We start from the raw sequence: 16,460 nt of genomic DNA, 5'->3' as shown, positions 1-16,460 counted from the left end.
GCTCATGCTTGCTTCGGACGGTGACACGGGCGATGAGTTGCGGGGATTCCTTCTGATCGTCTTGTGGCTGCTGCCGATCACGGCGGCGCTGTGTGCGGTGTCCTGTGGGGTGTTCCTCGGCGCCGGGCGCAGGCTGCGGGCGGCCGGTGAGACGTATGCCGCGACGGCCAAGGCGCGCAACGCCGTGGCGACCGGGACGCTCGCCGTGTTCCTCGCCGCCTGCTGGGGTGCCGCTGCCCTGATGGTTCAGTAGCGGACGGCTGTGCGGCGTGCCGTGTCCGCCACCAACTCCCTGGCCTCCGGGCCGAAGCCGAGCAGTCGGCGGCAGGCGGCCTGTGGGTCGTCGAAGTGGAGGTTCCCGTCCTGAGTGGCCCGGGCCGCCGCCTCTGCGTCGCCCAGAACTGCCGGAAGAGCGGCCAGACCCGCCTTCGGCAGGCGTACCGTCACCCGGAGCCGGTCCAGGCTCGCCTCGAACTCGGCTGTCCAGCGCGTCCAGAACTGCGTCAGGTCGAAGCCGTCCGGGCGCGGGAAGGTCTCCGGGAGTGAGGCGGCGTGGGCGACGCGCGCCGCCCGATGGGCTCGAACTCGCCGGCGCACAGGTGGTACGCCGACTTCACCGTCGGGGACGAGCGGGTCGTCGTCTTCGCCCGGCAGATCTTCCGTTACCGGCGCGGTGACGTGGCACGGGAGGTCCGTGGGCACGCCCGGGCATCAGCTCGACTGGGCAAAGTGGCCTCGCCTGCGCCACTCCTCGGCGAGCAGTTCGTAGGAGCGCACCCGGTCGGTGTGGCCGTGGGTGATGGTGGTGATGAGCAACTCGTCGGCGTCGGTGGCCTCCTGGAGCTGTTCGAGACGGTCGGCGACCGTGGCCGGGGAGCCCACGAACTGGGTGTCGAGGCGGTCCTGCACCAGCTCCTGGTCCTCGTCGGTCCATGGGTGGGCGCGGGCCTCGTCCGGCGTCGGGAACGGGATGGCGCCCTCGGCGGTGCGGATGCTGCGGACCCACGGGCCGTAGCCGGTGGCCAGTTCCCGGGCGCTCTCGTCGTCCTCGGCGACCACGACGTCGGCCGAGACGCTGACGTACGGCTTGTCGAGGTCGTCGGAGGGCTCGAAGAAGGACCGGTAGCCGTCCACGGCCTCCAGGACGGTGGCCGGGCTGACGTGGTAGTTCGCCGCGAACCGCAGGCCCCGCGCCCCCGCCGTCTCGGCGCTCGTGCCACCGCTGCTGCCCAGGATCCACAGCTCGACGTCGGCTCCCTCGCCGGGCACCACGTGTGCCTCGACGCCCTCCGGGGAGCGGTAGGTGCCGGCCAGCAGGGCGAGGATGTCGTCGATCTGCTCGGCGTAGTCCTGCGACTCGGCTCCGGGCAGCAGGAGCAGCTTGCGCTGGAGGGCGATCCGGGGTGAGCCGAGGAGGCGGGCGAAGGAGAAGCGGGGCGGGATGAGCAGGCCGTTCGAGGCCCGGCCCGCGGCCTCGGCAGCCGGTTTCTCCGCCGGTGGTCCGCCGCCCGAGCGGCCCAGGCCCAGGTCGAAACGGCCCGGGTGTAGGGCGTCCAGCAGACCGAACTCCTCGACCGTGTTCAGCGCGGTGCGATGACCGAGCTGGACGGCGCCGGAGCCGAGCCGGATCGTGGAGGTCGCGGCGGCCGTCAGGGCGAGGACGACCGCCGGTGACGTGCCGGCCACGCCCGGGTTGAGGTGGTGCTCGGCGAACCAGTGGCGGGCGTACCCGAACCGCTCGGCCTGCCGGGCGAGGTCGATGGAGTTGCGCAGGGCGTCGGCGGCGGTGGAGCCGCTCGAGACGGGGACCAGGTCCAGGACGCCGAGGGGGATCTCAGGCATGGACGGGCTCCTCCCGTACGGGTCCCCAGGGGAACGGCGGGTCCGGGATGTCGCGCCGCAGCACCGGGGCGACCTGGGCCTGGAACAGCTCCAGCGAGTCCCGGTGCTGAGTGTCCGTCAACCCGCTGGCATCGGCGTGCAGATGGAGGACCGTGTGGCCGAACTGCTCGTGATAGCGCCGCACTTTGTCGATGACCTGCTGCGGGCTGCCGATCAGCGCGGAACTGCGCTCGACGAAGTCCTCGACGGTCTCGAAGACGACCGGCAGACCGAACTGCTTCTGGAACGCCAGGGTCGACTCGAAGATCGGCCGGTAGATCTTCAGAGCCTCCTGGGAGGTGGGCGTCACCAGGAGCCCGGCCGTCCCGGCGCCGACCGCGATCCGCGCCGGGTCGTGCCCGTAGTGCTCCCAGCGTTCGCGGTAGTGGCGGATCAACTCGGCGTACGGCTCTATGGGGTGGGTGACGTTCGCCGAGAACAGCGGGTCGCCGTACCGTGCCGCGAGGTCCACCGACTCCTTGCTGGTGGCGCTGCCGTGCCAGATCCGGATCGGCCGCTGGTACGGCCTCGGCCACACCTCGGCGTCCGTCAGCTCCGGCCGGAAGCGGGTCTTGGCGGTGACCTTGTCCTGTCGCCAGATCTTCCGGAAGACCTCGTAGCTCTCGGCGTTGCGGTCCCACTGGTCCTCGGGTGTGACCTGGAACAGCTCACGCTGGGCGGCGCCGTTGCCCTTGCCGATGATGAGGTCGAGGCGGCCCTCGGAGAGATGGTCGAGGGTGGCGTAGTCCTCGTAGGCGCGCACGGGGTCGAGCAGGCTCAGGGTCGTGACCGCCGTGAAGAGCCTGATGCGCCGGGTCAGGGCGGCGATGTGGCTGAGGACGACGGTCGGTGAGGAGGAGATGAACGGCCGCTCGTGCCGCTCCCCCACCCCGAAGCCGTCGAAGCCCAGCTCCTCGGCCAGCACGGCGTTGTCGAGCACTTCGCGGAACCGGTCGTGCGTCGACTTCCGTACGCCCGTGACCGGGTCCGGCCGGTGCACGATCAGCGTGATGGCGAGGAACTTCACGAGGCCACCCGCTGCTCGCCCGGCGTCTGGTCCGGGTGGGCGAGGCCGAGGTGGTCGCGCAGGGTCGTGCCCTCGTACTCGGTGCGGAAGACGCCCTGCTCCTGGAGGAGCGGGACGACCTTGTCGGCGAAGACGTCGAGGCCGGTCGGGGTGATGTGCGGGACCAGGATGAAGCCGTCGCTCGCGTCGGCCTGGACGTAGTCGTTGATGGTCTTCGCGACCGTCGCCGGGGAGCCGACGAAGTTCTGCCGGTTGCCCGACTCGATGACGAGGTCGCGGATGGACCAGTTGTTGGCGGCGGCGAGCTCGCGCCATTCGCGGGCGGTGGCCAGCGGGTCGCGGTACATACGGACCTGGGCGCGGCCCTTGGCGATGTGGTCGCCGCTGACATCCGGGTCGATGTCGGGGAGCGGGCCCTCCGGGTCGTACGAGGAGAGGTCCCGGTTCCAGACGAACTCCAGGTGCTTGAGGGCGGTGGCTCCACTGACCTGCTGGCGGCGCACCTCCTTGGCGAGTTCCTCGGCCTCCTCGTCGGTGTCGCCGAGGACGAAACTCGCGGCGGGCAGGATCAGCAACTGGTCGTGGCGGCGGCCGTACTTGGCGAGGCGCCTCTTGACGTCCGTGTAGAAGTCCTGGCCTCCGTCCAGCGTGGCGTACCGGCTGAAGATGGCGTCGGCGCTCGACGCGGCGAACTCGCGGCCCTCTTCCGAGTCGCCGGCCTGGAAGATGACCGGGCGTCCCTGCGGGGAGCGGGGGACGTTGAACTGGCCGTGGATGTCGAAGTGTTGGCCGGTGTGGACGAAGGAGCCGGCCTTGGCGTCCCGCAGGAACTGGCCCGACGCCTGGTCGGCGAGGATCTCGTCGCCCTGCCACGAGTCGAAGAGCTCGTTCGCGGTGGCCAGGAACTCCTTCGCGCGGGAGTAGCGGTCCTCCTGCGGGAGGAAGCCGCCGCGGCGGAAGTTCTCGCCGGTGAAGGCGTCCCAGGAGGTGACCACGTTCCAGGCGGCGCGTCCGCCGGAGAGGTGGTCGAGGCTGGCGAACTGGCGGGCCACCTCGTAGGGCTCGTTGAAGGTGGAGTTGATGGTGCCGGTCAGGCCGAGGCGGTCGGTGACGGCGGCGAGCGCGGCGAGGACGGTGAAGGTGTCGGGGCGGCCGACGACGTCCAGGTCGTAGATCTTCCCGCCCTGTTCGCGCAGCCTGAGGCCCTCGGCGAGGAACAGGAAGTCGAACTTGGCGCGTTCGGCGGTCTGCGCGAAGTGGGCGAAGGAGCTGAACTCGATGTGGCTGCCGGCCTCGGGGTCGCTCCACACGGTGGTGTTGTTGACGCCCGGGAAGTGGGCGGCCAGATGGATCTGCTTCAGCGGCTTGGTCATGGCTCTGCGGGGTCCTTCCGGCTCAGGCGGCGTAGCGGTTGGCGGGGCGGGCGAGGCCCAGCAGACCGCGCAGGGTGTCGGCCTCGTAGGCGCCGCGGAAGGCTTGGCGGCGCTGGAGTTCGGGGACCAGTCCCCGGGTGATGGCCGGGAGGTCGTGGCCGAGGACGGCGGGGCGCAGCCGGAAGCCGGTCAGACCGGCGGACTGCAACTCCTGCAGGAGATCAGCGAGTTGGGCGGGGGTGCCGGTGAAGATGCGGGCGTCACTCTCGTACGGCTCTCCTGCCGCGGTGTCGAGGCGCTCACGGCGTGCCGCGGCGGCCGCGGGGTCGTCGTCGAGGAAGACCACCAGGTCCCCGAAGATGTGCAGGGGTTGGTCGGCGCGGCCGGCCTTCTCCTGTTCGGCGCGGATCTCGGTGACGATGGCCCGGGCCTGGTCGGTGTCGTGCGGGGTGACGTAGCCGACGTCGGCCTGGCGGGCCACGAGCCGGTACGGGACGGTCTGGTGCGCGAGGGCGCTGACCAGGGGCTGGCCCTGCGGCGGGCGCGGGGTGATGGAGGGGCCCTTGACGCTGAAGTGCCTGCCCTCGAAGTCGATGTAGTGCAGCTTGTCGCGGTCGATGAAGCGGCCGGTGGCGACGTCCCGGATCTCCGCGTCGTCCTCCCAGCTGTCCCAGAGCCGGCGGACGGCCTCGACGTGGTCGGCGGCCTCGTCGAAGAGGTCGCTGACGAGTTCCTGTCCGGCGGGGCTCTGGAGTTCGGCCAGGCTCAGCGGCGGGACGGTGCGGCGACCGAAGTGGTCGGCCTCGTCCGGGCGGGGCGAGATCTGCACGCGCAGCCCGGCCCGGCCGGTGCTGACGTAGTCCAGGGTGGCGATCGCCTTGGAGATGTGGAATGGCTCGGTGTGGGTGGCGATCACGGTCGGTACCAGCCCGATGTGCCGGGTCAGGGGCGCGACGCGGGAGGCGATGAGCACGGCGTCCAGGCGGCCGCGGACCTGGTCGGTGCGGCCGTCCAGCTCGCCGAAGACCGACGACTGCAGGCCGAGGCCGTCCTCGAAGGTCACGAAGTCGAGCAGGCCGCGCTCGGCCTCGGCGACCAGGTCGGCCCAGTAGGCGGCGGTGAACACGTCCCGGGGGCGGGCGACCGGCTCACGCCAGGAGGCCGGGTGCCAGCCGGTGCCGTCGAGGGCCACGGCGAGGTGCAGGGAGGAAGAAGGGGACACGAGTGGGTGCCTTCCTGGAGATCCGTACGAGATCACCGGCCCGGGCATGCGGCACTCAGGGCACGGTGGCGGAGAAGGAGGTCAGGGGCGACAGAGGGCGCCGGCGACACGCTGGAGGTCGATGTAGGGCCGGGAGTGCAGAAGGAGCCGGTCGATGCGCCGCACGTCCCCGCCTCCCGCCCTGGTGGTGCGTGTCTCGTCGTGAGTCACAACGCCCTCGCTCGGGCATCTGTTCCTGGCGTGCGTATCTGGAGGATGGTCGTCCGGCGGCGCAGGGTGAAGCCGATCGACTCGTACAGCCGGATCGCGGTGGCGTTGTTCGCGGCGGCGTGCAGGAACGGGGTCTCGCCGCGCTCCCTGATGCCCGCCGCGACCGCGCGCACCAGGCGGGTTCCCAGTCCCCGGCCGCGGTGGGCCGGGTCGGTGCAGACGGCACTGATCTCGGTCCAGCCGGGCAGGTGGAGCCGTTCTCCGGCAAGGGCGACGAGCCTGCCGTGGTGCCGGATGCCGAGGTAGGTGCCGAGGTGGACGGTGCGGGCGAGGAAGGGTCCTGGCCTGGTGCGGGCGACCAGGTCCAGGATGTCGGGTACGTCGTCGGGGCCGAGCCGTACCGCCTCCGGGGCGGGTTCGGCGCGCAGCCGGGTGTCGACGAGCTGGACGCCCTGGCCGCCGCCGACGACGTCCCATCCGTCGGGGACGGTCTCGACTCCCTTGACCCGTGCGGTGGTTGCCGGGCCGAGGAGGGTGTGCAGGTCGCTCCAGGCGGCCGGGTCCGCCGGGTCGGCGAGCGCGGCGAACGCGTACACGTCCGCCGGGTAGCGCGCCGCCCGGCCGACTCGTTCGGCGAAGGACGCGTGCGGTCCGTCCAGGGCGCCCCAGACGGGGTTGTCCAGGAGACGGGTTCCGAGGGCGATCTGGTGGACCACGACGGCCTTTCCCACACAGGGTTCTGATGGACGATCAGGAGTTGGTGAGCGGCAGCCCGGGCGGATTGACCTCGGACTTGGCGACGGCCTCGCCCGAGAGGTTCCAGGCCTTGAGCCACTTCGCGTACTGACCGTTCTCGATCAGGTGGTTGATCGCGGCGGCCAGCGGCTTCGCGAGCCCGCTGTCCTTCTTGGCGGTCGCGGCGATCAGGCCCTGGAGGGTCTCGCCGGCACCCGAGAACTGGCCCGCGACCCGGGTCGCCTGGGGCGTGTTCGCGGTCTGCGTCGTGTGGTACGAGAGGTTCGGGCTGGGGCCGAAGTAGGCGTCGATCTTGCCGCTGTTCAGCGCCAGATAGAGGCTGTTGGTCTCCTGGAAGTACTTGACGGTGAGCTTCTTGCCCTCCTTCTCCAGCTTCGCCTTCCACTCCAGGAGGAGCTTCTCCTGGTTGGTGCCGTTGCCGACGGAGACGGTCTTGCCGGCGAGGTTCTGGTAGTCGTTGTCGAAGTTCCAGGTGTTGTCCTTCTTCACCTCGAACGCGAGATCGTCCTTGCGGTAGGAGGCGAACTCGTACTTCTGCTTGCGCTCCTCGGTGTCGGTGACGTTGGAGAAGGCCACGTCGACCTTGCCGCTGTCGAGGCCGATGAACAGGTTCTCCCACGTCGAGCGCTGCACCTGGGGTTCGAGTCCGAGGACGGCGGAGACCAGGCGGGCCAGGTCGATCTCGGAGCCGGTGAGCGTCTTCTGGTCGCTGCCGATGAAGCCGAGCGGCGGGCTGCCGGAGGGCAGGGTGCCGGATCCGATGACCAGCTTGCCGCTCTTCTTGATGTCGTCGGGCAGCAGGGAGCTGATGGACTTCACCTCGGCGACCTTCAGCGCGGTCTCGGTGGCCGCGCCGTTGGAGAGCCGGCCCACGGTCACCGTGCCGGCCGCGTCGGAGGTCTTGGTCGCGGCGTCACTCTCGCCCCCGCAGGCGGCGAGCCCGGCGGCGAGGGTGACGGCGGCGGTGGCCGCGGTGATGCCCCGTATCAGGCTGCGTCGGGAGAACTGGGTAGGCATGGCTGTCCTTTGTGGCTGGGAGAGGGTGGTGAGGGTGATGCCGTGGGGAAAGTCGTGGGGGGACGTCGTGGGCGGTGCTCGGCACTCGCGTGTCAGAACACGGCGTGTCCGAACACCTCGCGGGTCAGAGCACCTTGCTGAGGAAGTCCCGGGTCCGCTCGTGCCGCGGCCTGTCCAGGACCTCGGCGGGCGGGCCCTGTTCGACGATCCGGCCGCCGTCCATGAAGACGACCCGGTCGGCGATCTCCCGGGCGAAGCCGATCTCGTGGGTGACGATCACCAGGGTGGTCCCGCTCTTCGCGAGGTCCTTGATGACGGCGAGGACCTCGCCGACGAGTTCGGGGTCGAGAGCGGAGGTGGGCTCGTCGAAGAGGATGACGCCGGGCCGCAGGGCGAGGGCGCGGGCGATGGCCACGCGCTGCTGCTGTCCGCCGGACAGCTGCCGCGGATAGGCGGCCGCCTTGTCGGCGAGGCCGACCCGGTCCAGGAGTTCGCCGGCGAGTCGCCGGGCCGCGGTCCGGTCGAGCTGTCCGGTGGCCGCCGGGGCCGCGGCGACGTTCTCCAGCACGGTCAGGTGCGGAAAGAGGTTGAAGTTCTGGAAGACGAACCCGATCCTGCTGCGCTGGGCGAGGATGGCACGCTCGCTCAGCTCCTTGAGCCGCTCGCCGTGCCGGCGTACGCCGATCAGTTCGCCGTTGATGCTGACGTGGCCGATCTCCGGCTTCTCCAGGTGGTTGACGACCCGGAGCAGGGTGGACTTGCCGGAGCCGGACGGACCGAGGATCACGGTGACCTCGCCGGGCCGCACGCTCAGGTCGACGCCGTCCAGGACGCGATGGGTCCCGTACCACTTGTGCACGTCGTGGACCTCGACGGCGGCGGGCACGGCCTTGACGGTCGCGGTGGTCATACGGCGGCCTCCCTGCGGATACGGGCGCGCAGGTCGGTGAGGGCGGTGCGCAGCTTCTGCAACGGGGTCGGCGGCAGGGTGCGGGTGGCGCCCCGGGCGAAGTACCGCTCGACGTAGAACTGGATGACGGAGACGACTGTGGTCAGGATGAGATACCAGACGGTGACGACCAGCAGCAGCGGCACGATGTCGCCGGGGTAGGTGGCGCCCATCGTCTGGGCGGCGCCGAACAGGTCGAGCAGGGAGACGTAGAACACCAGCGAGGTGGCCTTGACCAGGTCGATGAGCTGGTTGACGTAGTTCGGCGTGATGGAGCGCAGGGCCTGCGGGAAGACGACCTTGCGGAACTGGTAGCCCTTCGGCAGCCCGAGTGCGGCGGCCGCCTCGTGCTGGCCCTGGTCGACGGAGAGGATGCCGCCGCGGACCGCCTCGGCGGCGTACGCCGCCTGGTTCAGGCTCAGACCGACGACGGCTACGGCGATGTCGGTGGCGAGCCGGGACTCGTCGAAGGTGAAGAAGGCCGGCCCGAAGGGGACGCCCACGCTGAGCGTCTGGTACAGGGCGCTGAAGTTGTAGAGGAAGAGCAGGATGACGATCAGCGGGATGGAGCGGAACGTCCAGATGTAGATCCAGCTGACCGCCCGCAGGACGGGGCTCTTCGAGAGCCGGGCCAGCGCGAGGACGATACCGCCGAGGAGACCCAGCACCGCGCTGTAGGCGGTGACTTCGAGGGTGACCAGCAGTCCGTCGAGGATCGTCGGCCGCAGGAACCAGTAGCCGAACCGGTCCCACTGATAGAAGGGGTTGGACACCAGGCCGTGCACGAACTGGGCCGTGAGGACCAGGACGACGGCGGTGGCGATCCAGCGTCCGGGCCGCCGCAGCGGCAGAACTCGCTGTGCGGTCAGCTGTCTTGACGGGCTGTCGGAGATCGGCGGCGGCTCCGTGACGGAGACAGCGGCGCCTGGGGGTTCACTCATGAGGGGCTCCGGCGGGATCGGATCCCCGGACACGGGCGCACGGGACGTGGCTACGACGGCCGTTCTACGGCAGGTCGTGGCACACGGGGACGCACGGGAACCGGGGGCTGGGCGGACAACGGCACACCGCGCGGGCGGTGTTCGTCGGGAACGCGGGGGCTGCGGAGGGGGACGTCAGCCCCGACAGCGGGCTCGGCCCGGTGCGGTACACAGTGCGCTGTTCACGCGCAGGAGGTCGACGGAGCGATCGGCGACAAGGAGGTTCGCGTACGGCGGTACGCAGCTCGAGGTACGGCGCGTGGCCGTCCTGGGAGCTGCGTACATGTCCGTCACCGTCATCGTTCTCAGGGGCCTCGAAGGCCCTTCTGCGTCAAGAGTGCCGTAAGTGAAGCCAGTTGTCCGAGCGTCTGTCAACGCCGGTCCACCAGGTGGAACGGCTAGCGGGTCCGCGCGGTGTGCGCCGCCCAGTCCAGGATCTGCACGGCCGAGCCCGCGGCCTCCAGGCCACGGCAGTGGGCATGGTGGCGACGGGCGATGCCGTCGAGGTCGAGGTGCGCGCCGAAGTCGGGGTGGGCCGCCAGCCGGCGGGCGTACGCCCACAGTGCGGGGTGGGCGGCGATCCGCTGCACGGCGGAGGCGTCCAGGTGATGGCGGTGCACGGTGTCGAGCTGGACCAGCGTGACCCACAACTCGACGTCCGCGGCCGTGATCTGATCGCGGATCAGATACTCCCGTCCGATGAGCCAGCGCTCCAGCGAGGCCAGGGTCTCCAGCAGCGTGTCGAGCGCCGCGGCACGCGCGTCCGGGTCGGTGCCCGCCGTGCCGGCCTCCTGCGCGGCCCGCTCGATGCCCTGGGCGCACAGCCGCTCCACGGCCTCGGTCTCCGACTCCGCGCCGCACGGGTACAGCGCCGGGCGGTCGCCGCCGAAGCGGGCGAGGTCACGTGTGATGTCCGGGGCATGGGTGCTGACGATGCGGCCCGACCAGTCGTCACTGAGCACGGGACCGACGGCGGCGCCCTTGTACCGGTGCGCGCTGGCCTCGTAGAGCGGGCGCAGCGCTGTGTGGCCGCCGTCGGGACAGTCGGGGATCGCGTCGAGGAACGTCACGGGGCAGGCGTCGTCGAGGCCGAGGAGGCTGTGGACGACGGCGATGCGCAGTCCGTCCGGACAGGCGGGCGACAGATGCAGCCGGTAGCGGCGCGGCACGGCGTAGTGCCCGCTGCGCGCGTCCCGGCCGATCCGGCCCCGGAACGCGGCGGTGGACTGCGCGGTCGAGGCGGGAGCGAGCGGTGTGACGGACATGGATCTCCCCGGGTGTGGGCGCGCGGACGTACGCGCGGCGGAAGCGACGTCGGGCCAGGACAGGGGGGTGCGCCGGTGCGCGGCGGCGGGGCGCGGGGCGCGGGGACGGGCCGGGCTCAGCCGAGCCGGCGGATCGCACTGCAGACGCGCTGCAGGTCGATGTGGCGGCGGGAGGTCAGAAGAGGCGACGGCCGAGAGGTACGGCTCACTCGGCCGACTGCCGACTCAAGGCGCCTCATGTTTCCCTACCTGTTCACTAGGATTCCCATCTGGAGTGTCGATCGGCCGCGCGAGGACGTCAAGAGGGCGTCCACGAGGCGGTCACCCGCGGTCCGGGACGTGCGGTCGGCCACCTTCTGGGGAAGCGCGCCGCTGGCTACTCTGGGAGCGCGGCCGACGAAGCAGGCGGGGGCGGGCTCCATGGCATTGCTGCGCGAGCGCCATCTGAACGCGTCCACGATCGGCGCCACGGGCAACGCCGCCGACGCGTTGCGGTTGCTCACCGGGCTGGAGGCGGACTGCCGTACCCGGCTCGGGGACGACGCCTGGTTCACGCTCGTCGTACGGCACGGTGTCGCGTACTGGACAGGCGTGTGCGGCCGGGCCCCGCAGGCCAGACAGCAGACCCAGGAGCTGCTGGACGTGTACCGGGAGCGACTCGACGACCGCGACCACCGGGCCCTGCGCCTGCTGCGCGACGATCTCGCCCGCTGGACCGGAGAGACGGGCGACGCCCAGGAAGCCGCCCTCCAGTACACCGAGCTCCACCGCGACACGGAACGGATCCTGGGCCCGGAGGCTTCGGAAACCCTCCTGACCCGCCACAACACGGCCTACTGGACGGCAGCCCACGGCGCCCGCGCCCGAGCCCTGGCCGCATGCCGCGCTCTCCTCGACGACGAGCACCGGGTCAACGGCCCGGCCCATCCGCACACCCTCGCCGTACGCCACAACATCGCGGGCTGGACCGAGGCCGAGGGCGAACCCCGGGAATCACTGCGCCTGTTCACCACCCTTCTCGAGGACCGCACCGCCGCCCTCGGCCACGAACACCCGCACACCCTTCTCAACGCCTTCCACGTGGGCCGGCTGACCCGGCGCCACGGGGACGCGTCGGCCGGGGAGACCCGACTCGCCGAGCTGTTGCCCCTCTTCACGCGCGTCTTCAGCGGGGACCACCCCTGGACGCGACGGCTGCACCGGGAGCTCCAGGCCGGACAATGACCTCATGGAGCTCTCCTTCACCGGCCGTGTCATCGAGTGGCGCGGTCCGGCGCCCTACTACTTCCTTCCCGTTCCGGACGAGGAGTCCGCCGACATCCGCGAGGTGGCCGCGATGGCCACCTACGGCTGGGGGGTGATCCCGGTCGAGGCACGCATCGGCGCGACCGCCTTCACGACGTCGCTCTTCCCCAAGGACGGCTGCTATCTGCTGCCGCTCAAGAACGCCGTACGCAAGCCGCAGTGCATCGCGGCAGGCGACGACGTCTCCGTGCGGCTGACCGTCCTGCTCTGACTCAGGTGATCGCCTCGGCGAGCAGGTCGATCTGGTCGAGCCCCGATCCGGTGGGGACGAAGATGAGTTCGTCGCAGCCGCCGGCCGCGAACGCCTCGACGTAGGACTTGACCATCTGCGCGCTCACCGCGGCGCTGCCCGCGATCTGCTGGGCGACATCGCCGAGGAAGCCGTAGTAGTCCAGCAGGTAGGCGTCCGCCTGGGCGCGGGCGTCGGGGCCCAGCCCGAAGTAGGCCAGCGACAGCTTGCGCGGCGTACCGACGCGCCCCGCCTTGTGCCAGGCGGCGTCGACGCCGGCCGCCGCCTCGGCGAACATGTCCGGCGAACCGCCGCCCATGATCCAGCCGTCGGCGAACTCGGCGACGCGCCTGAAGCTCGCCTCCGTGGAGCCGCCCAGGATGAGTTCGGGGCCGCCCTCGCGGCCGGGGCGGGGCCCGATCGCTCCGGCGAACCCGTACTCCTCTCCGGCCCAGACGCGCTTCATCTCGGCGAGCTGCTCGTCCAGGCGCCGGCCTCTGCCCTGCGTGGACACCCCGCCGGCCGCGTAGTCGTCATCCCGGGCGCCCAGCCCCACACCGAGGACGAAACGGCCGCCCGATATCCGCTCCAGCGAGGCGGCCTGCTTCGCGAGCAGCGCGGAGTTCGTGTAGAGCGGCGCCAGCAGCACGCTGGTGGTGAGCCGTATCCGGCTGGTCACCGCGGCCGCGGCGGTGAGGGCGATCAGTTCCTCGTAACCGCCGTACACCAGCCGCCCGATGGTGCCGAGAGTGCTGAATCCGGCCTCTTCCGCCCGCCGGGCCCAGTCGAGAAGGGCCTCGGGACCGGTGCCGGGCACCGTGTTGGGCAGGCCGATTCCGATGTCCATGTGTGCCTCCGTTCATGGGGAACGCACGGTCGACGCCATCATGCCTTCGCCTGCCGCGATCGCGGGACGGGTGCGCACAGGCCAACCGGCTTGAAGTCACCGGTGGCCGCCCCCGGCACGGCAACCCGCGGCGCACCAGGACTGGACCAATGCCGGACCACCCTCCATGATGACGCTGCCATGACAACCACAGTGTCGACGCGGTCCTCGGGATGGTGGCCATGCTCGGATTCCTCGTCAGGGCCACACTGGCCACCGCGCTCCTGATGACATCACTGACGACCGCCCCCGAGGCAGCCGCGGCCGCACCGGGCTGGACGGCTCCCCTGAGCACCCGGGGCCGCTGGATCGTGGACGCCGACGGACACCGCTTCAAGCTGCGCTCCGGCAACTGGCACGGCGCCAGCGGCACGTGGAACGGGTCGGGCAGCACGGAGGACGACGCGAACCACCACGCCGGGGAGAACTCCGGCCGGATGCCACTCGGCCTGGACCGCGCGCCCATGGCCGAGATCATCGCCGGCTTCCGTGAGATCGGGATCAACAGCATCCGGCTGCCCTTCTCCAACGAGATGATCCACGACACCCGCCCGGTCACGGACGAGTCCGTCGCCGCCAACCCCGCCCTGCGCGGCAGAACACCGCTCCAGGTCTACGACGCCGTGGTGGACCGACTCACCGCGTCCGGGCTCGCCGTGATCCTCAACAACCACACCAACACGACCCGTTGGTGCTGCGGCGTCGACGGCAACGAACGCTGGAACGCGAGTCGGACCGCCGCGGCCTTGGAGAGCGACTGGCTGTTCATGGCCCGCCGCTACCGGGACAACGAGCGGGTCGTCGGCGCCGATCTCTACAACGAGGTCCGCCGCAACGTCTGGGACGACCCCAACTGGGGTCTCGGCGACGACCACGACTGGTTCGCCGCCTCACAGCGCGTGGGCGACCGCATCCTCACGGAGGCAAACGCGGACCTCCTGATCATCGTCGAGGGCATCAACTGGACCGGCATCCCCGTCGACGGACTCGCCCATGAACGCCCCACCCTGGAGCCGGTACGCCGGCTGTCGCACACCCTCGTCGACTCCGACAAGCTCGTGTACTCGGCCCACTTCTACGACTACACCGGCCCGAACCACAGCGGCGCCACCGGAACGGGCGAGACCAGCGACCCCCGCTACCGCGACCTCAGTCCCGCCGAACTGATCGGCACCCTGAACCGCCAGGCCTTCTTCGTGGCCGCGGAGCAGGACCGGCACTTCACCGCCCCCGTCTGGATCAGCGAGTTCGGCGTCGGAGGACGCGACGAGACGGGTACGAGGCAACGCGCCTGGTTCGAGAACTTCGTGGACCAACTCATCCGCACCGACGCCGACTTCGCCTACTGGCCGCTCGTCGGTTGGCACGAGAACCGCAAGGGCAACGGCTGGGCGCTGTTGCACTGGGATGCCGAGGGCCGCCGTATGGGCGTGTACGACGGGGACGACTGGCGGGCCGCCGCCTGGACCCGGCTCATCGAGGCCGAGGGCCGGACCGGGACGGTGGCCCGCGTACCGGACTGGTCCATGCTCAGCCCCGACCACGGTGACTTCGTCGCGTCACGGCGGATGCGGGCGCAGCCCGACTGGGACTCCGGCGCCCGCAAGGCCGTCTGCCCCGACGGGCAGCGGCTGCTCGGACTCAGCCACACCGGCAACCGGGGGCTGTGCTCGGACGTGTCCACCGGGGCCTTGTGGGATCCGGCCGGCGGACACGAGGTGGTCACGGACCAGCGGTATGTCGCGCCGGGTCGGGACTGGGCGTCCGGGTACACCAAACTCCAGTGCGCCGATGGGCAGTTCCTGACCGGGTACAGCGTCCGCGGCTCCGCCGTCTCCGCCGCCCTGTGCGCGGCCGCCCCGCCCGGGAGGCTCGGTACGAGTGGTCGTACCGTCTGGTTCGACCGGGGCGACGACAGGGGCACGGGTCCCCAGGGCGGCGACTTCGCGTACGGCCGGTACAAGGGGCAGTGCGCGGACGACGAGTACGCGGCCGGGATCGCGTACACGGGCCGGGTGGGCTCGTCCCGCACGCCGGACGCGCTCTACTGCCGCGGACTCGGCTGACCGGACAGCCCGCGCCCATGGCGGACCCGGACGCCTCAACTCGCCTACTTCAATACTTACTTCAACTCTTGACGCGACTGGTCCATACCTTTAGCTTCACGTCAGCAACGCCACGTGTGACGCACTCACCCCCCGACACACCCCAGGAGCGTCCTCAGCCATGCCCCTCTCCGATCGCCTACGGTCCCGTACCCGGCTCACGGTCCTCGCCGCGCTCTTCGCCGTCCTCGCCGCCCTGTTCACCGCGACGCCCGCCCAGGCGGCCACCGGCTCGATCACCGGCCTCGCGGGCAAGTGCGTCGACGTCGCGGGCGCGAGCAGCGCCGACGGCACCGCCGTACAGCTCTACGACTGCAACGGAACAGGTGCCCAGATCTGGTCCAACTCCGGTGACGGAACCCTGCGCGCGCTCGGCAAGTGTCTGGACGTCGTCGACCGCGGCACCGCCGACGGCGCGGCGGTCCAGCTGTGGGGCTGCTCGGGCGGCGCCAACCAGCAGTGGGTGGTCACCGCGGCGCGCGACATCGTCAATCCGGCCGCGAACAAGTGCCTGGACGTCCGGGACAACAGCAGCGCCAACGGCACCCGGCTGCAGATCTGGACCTGCTCCGGCGGGGCGAACCAGAAGTGGAACGCGCCCGCGAGCGGCGGCGGCAGCACGCCGTCCGGGTTCGTCGTCTCCGAGGCCCAGTTCAACCAGATGTTCCCGAACAGGAATTCCTTCTACACCTACGGCGGACTCACCGCGGCCCTCAGCGCCTACCCCGGCTTCGCCGGCACCGGCAGTGACACGGTGAGGAAGCAGGAGGCGGCCGCGTTCCTGGCCAACGTCAACCACGAGACCGGCGGACTGGTCCACATCGTCGAGCAGAACACCGCCAACTACCCGACCTACTGCGACTGGAGCCGCCCGTACGGCTGCCCGGCGGGCCAGGCCGCCTACTACGGCCGCGGACCGATCCAGCTCAGCTGGAACTTCAACTACAAGGCCGCGGGCGACGCCCTCGGCATCGACCTCCTGGGCAACCCCTGGCTGGTGCAGAACGACTCGGCCGTGGCCTGGAAGACGGGCCTGTGGTACTGGAACACCCAGTCCGGGCCCGGCACGATGACCCCGCACAACGCCATGGTCAACCAGGCCGGCTTCGGGCAGACGATCCGCAGCATCAACGGCTCCCTGGAGTGCGACGGCAGGAACCCGGCCCAGGTGCAGAGCCGCGTCGACGCCTACAACCGGTTCACCTCGATCCTCGGCGTCGCGCCGGGCGCCAACCTCTACTGCTGACAAGGCGGC

General features: G+C 70.8%; 18 protein-coding genes. 5 read left to right on the top strand and 13 right to left on the bottom strand.

The window, feature by feature from the left end:
• Positions 1-4: 4 nt before the first annotated feature.
• Positions 5-253: a hypothetical protein gene (locus tag ACIOHP_RS25685; protein WP_401891252.1), complete on the top strand. Its 249-nt coding sequence runs from the start codon at positions 5-7 to the stop codon at positions 251-253.
• On the opposite strand, the gene ACIOHP_RS25680 is transcribed toward ACIOHP_RS25685, so the two are convergent.
• The 12 genes from ACIOHP_RS25680 to ACIOHP_RS25625 form a co-directional block, all read right to left on the bottom strand.
• Complete coding sequence (locus tag ACIOHP_RS25680) at positions 247-702, bottom strand: WYL domain-containing protein (RefSeq protein WP_401891250.1); 456 nt, start codon at positions 700-702, stop codon at positions 247-249. The genes ACIOHP_RS25685 and ACIOHP_RS25680 overlap by 7 nt on opposite strands.
• Before the next feature lie 9 nt (positions 703-711).
• Positions 712-1,842, bottom strand: a complete 1,131-nt coding sequence (locus ACIOHP_RS25675; RefSeq protein ID WP_401891247.1) for an LLM class flavin-dependent oxidoreductase — start codon at positions 1,840-1,842, stop codon at positions 712-714.
• On the bottom strand, positions 1,835-2,908 hold the full coding sequence (locus ACIOHP_RS25670; protein ID WP_401891244.1) for an LLM class flavin-dependent oxidoreductase: 1,074 nt from the start codon (positions 2,906-2,908) through the stop codon (positions 1,835-1,837). Before ACIOHP_RS25670 ends, ACIOHP_RS25675 begins: the two co-directional genes overlap by 8 nt.
• Positions 2,905-4,281: an NtaA/DmoA family FMN-dependent monooxygenase gene (locus ACIOHP_RS25665; protein ID WP_401891242.1), complete on the bottom strand. Its 1,377-nt coding sequence runs from the start codon at positions 4,279-4,281 to the stop codon at positions 2,905-2,907. The genes ACIOHP_RS25670 and ACIOHP_RS25665 overlap by 4 nt, the downstream gene beginning before the upstream one ends.
• 22 nt (positions 4,282-4,303) lie before the next feature.
• On the bottom strand, positions 4,304-5,551 hold the full coding sequence (locus ACIOHP_RS25660) for an LLM class flavin-dependent oxidoreductase (protein ID WP_361542878.1): 1,248 nt from the start codon (positions 5,549-5,551) through the stop codon (positions 4,304-4,306).
• Between the two features lie 33 nt (positions 5,552-5,584).
• Positions 5,585-5,668, bottom strand: a complete 84-nt coding sequence (locus tag ACIOHP_RS25655) for a putative leader peptide (RefSeq protein WP_327722680.1) — start codon at positions 5,666-5,668, stop codon at positions 5,585-5,587.
• Positions 5,669-5,709: 41 nt separating this feature from the next.
• Entirely contained in the window at positions 5,710-6,444 is a 735-nt protein-coding gene (locus tag ACIOHP_RS25650; RefSeq protein WP_401891240.1) for a GNAT family N-acetyltransferase, read from the bottom strand.
• Positions 6,445-6,463: 19 nt separating this feature from the next.
• Positions 6,464-7,486, bottom strand: a complete 1,023-nt coding sequence (locus tag ACIOHP_RS25645; RefSeq protein WP_401891236.1) for an ABC transporter substrate-binding protein — start codon at positions 7,484-7,486, stop codon at positions 6,464-6,466.
• A 124-nt stretch (positions 7,487-7,610) separates the two neighbouring features.
• Positions 7,611-8,396: an amino acid ABC transporter ATP-binding protein gene (locus ACIOHP_RS25640; RefSeq protein ID WP_361542890.1), complete on the bottom strand. Its 786-nt coding sequence runs from the start codon at positions 8,394-8,396 to the stop codon at positions 7,611-7,613.
• Positions 8,393-9,376, bottom strand: a complete 984-nt coding sequence (locus ACIOHP_RS25635; RefSeq protein ID WP_401891234.1) for an amino acid ABC transporter permease — start codon at positions 9,374-9,376, stop codon at positions 8,393-8,395. Before ACIOHP_RS25635 ends, ACIOHP_RS25640 begins: the two co-directional genes overlap by 4 nt.
• A 437-nt stretch (positions 9,377-9,813) precedes the next feature.
• On the bottom strand, positions 9,814-10,680 hold the full coding sequence (locus ACIOHP_RS25630; RefSeq protein WP_401891231.1) for a glutathione S-transferase C-terminal domain-containing protein: 867 nt from the start codon (positions 10,678-10,680) through the stop codon (positions 9,814-9,816).
• Positions 10,681-10,796: 116 nt separating this feature from the next.
• Positions 10,797-10,919: a putative leader peptide gene (locus tag ACIOHP_RS25625; RefSeq protein ID WP_323185116.1), complete on the bottom strand. Its 123-nt coding sequence runs from the start codon at positions 10,917-10,919 to the stop codon at positions 10,797-10,799.
• Positions 10,920-11,100: 181 nt separating this feature from the next.
• On the opposite strand from ACIOHP_RS25625, the gene ACIOHP_RS25620 reads away from it, so the two are divergent.
• Positions 11,101-11,904, top strand: coding sequence for a hypothetical protein (locus tag ACIOHP_RS25620; protein WP_401891227.1), 804 nt, complete (start codon positions 11,101-11,103; stop codon positions 11,902-11,904).
• 4 nt (positions 11,905-11,908) lie between these two features.
• Positions 11,909-12,196 (top strand): DUF1905 domain-containing protein, encoded by a 288-nt coding sequence (locus ACIOHP_RS25615; RefSeq protein ID WP_361542901.1) that lies wholly within the window; start codon positions 11,909-11,911, stop codon positions 12,194-12,196.
• A gap of 1 nt (position 12,197) precedes the next feature.
• Here ACIOHP_RS25615 and ACIOHP_RS25610 read toward each other — a convergent pair whose 3' ends face one another.
• On the bottom strand, positions 12,198-13,061 hold the full coding sequence (locus tag ACIOHP_RS25610; protein ID WP_401891224.1) for an LLM class flavin-dependent oxidoreductase: 864 nt from the start codon (positions 13,059-13,061) through the stop codon (positions 12,198-12,200).
• Between the two features lie 266 nt (positions 13,062-13,327).
• Here ACIOHP_RS25610 and ACIOHP_RS25605 point away from each other — a divergent pair, with 266 nt between their 5' ends.
• Complete coding sequence (locus tag ACIOHP_RS25605; RefSeq protein WP_401891492.1) at positions 13,328-15,166, top strand: glycoside hydrolase family 5 protein; 1,839 nt, start codon at positions 13,328-13,330, stop codon at positions 15,164-15,166.
• Between the two features lie 160 nt (positions 15,167-15,326).
• On the top strand, positions 15,327-16,451 hold the full coding sequence (locus ACIOHP_RS25600) for a glycoside hydrolase family 19 protein (RefSeq protein WP_361542910.1): 1,125 nt from the start codon (positions 15,327-15,329) through the stop codon (positions 16,449-16,451).
• Positions 16,452-16,460 lie beyond the last annotated feature (9 nt).

It is taken from the genome of Streptomyces sp. NPDC087859 (assembly GCF_044742595.1).
Lineage (GTDB): Bacteria > Actinomycetota > Actinomycetes > Streptomycetales > Streptomycetaceae > Streptomyces > Streptomyces canus_F.
This window is presented reverse-complemented; position numbering and strand designations above follow the sequence as displayed.

What these genes read in the sequence shown, in the direction of transcription:
- ACIOHP_RS25615 (WP_361542901.1), top strand. Translation starts at nt 11,909, where the DNA reads ATGGAGCTCTCCTTCACCGGCCGTGTCATCGAGTGGCGCGGTCCGGCG.
- ACIOHP_RS25635 (WP_401891234.1), bottom strand. Translation starts at nt 9,376, where the DNA reads ATGAGTGAACCCCCAGGCGCCGCTGTCTCCGTCACGGAGCCGCCGCCG.
- ACIOHP_RS25675 (WP_401891247.1), bottom strand. Translation starts at nt 1,842, where the DNA reads ATGCCTGAGATCCCCCTCGGCGTCCTGGACCTGGTCCCCGTCTCGAGC.
- ACIOHP_RS25620 (WP_401891227.1), top strand. Translation starts at nt 11,101, where the DNA reads ATGGCATTGCTGCGCGAGCGCCATCTGAACGCGTCCACGATCGGCGCC.
- ACIOHP_RS25665 (WP_401891242.1), bottom strand. Translation starts at nt 4,281, where the DNA reads ATGACCAAGCCGCTGAAGCAGATCCATCTGGCCGCCCACTTCCCGGGC.
- ACIOHP_RS25660 (WP_361542878.1), bottom strand. Translation starts at nt 5,551, where the DNA reads ATGCCCGGGCCGGTGATCTCGTACGGATCTCCAGGAAGGCACCCACTC.
- ACIOHP_RS25605 (WP_401891492.1), top strand. Translation starts at nt 13,328, where the DNA reads ATGACATCACTGACGACCGCCCCCGAGGCAGCCGCGGCCGCACCGGGC.
- ACIOHP_RS25640 (WP_361542890.1), bottom strand. Translation starts at nt 8,396, where the DNA reads ATGACCACCGCGACCGTCAAGGCCGTGCCCGCCGCCGTCGAGGTCCAC.
- ACIOHP_RS25685 (WP_401891252.1), top strand. Translation starts at nt 5, where the DNA reads ATGCTTGCTTCGGACGGTGACACGGGCGATGAGTTGCGGGGATTCCTT.
- ACIOHP_RS25645 (WP_401891236.1), bottom strand. Translation starts at nt 7,486, where the DNA reads ATGCCTACCCAGTTCTCCCGACGCAGCCTGATACGGGGCATCACCGCG.
- ACIOHP_RS25610 (WP_401891224.1), bottom strand. Translation starts at nt 13,061, where the DNA reads ATGGACATCGGAATCGGCCTGCCCAACACGGTGCCCGGCACCGGTCCC.
- ACIOHP_RS25600 (WP_361542910.1), top strand. Translation starts at nt 15,327, where the DNA reads ATGCCCCTCTCCGATCGCCTACGGTCCCGTACCCGGCTCACGGTCCTC.
- ACIOHP_RS25630 (WP_401891231.1), bottom strand. Translation starts at nt 10,680, where the DNA reads ATGTCCGTCACACCGCTCGCTCCCGCCTCGACCGCGCAGTCCACCGCC.
- ACIOHP_RS25625 (WP_323185116.1), bottom strand. Translation starts at nt 10,919, where the DNA reads ATGAGGCGCCTTGAGTCGGCAGTCGGCCGAGTGAGCCGTACCTCTCGG.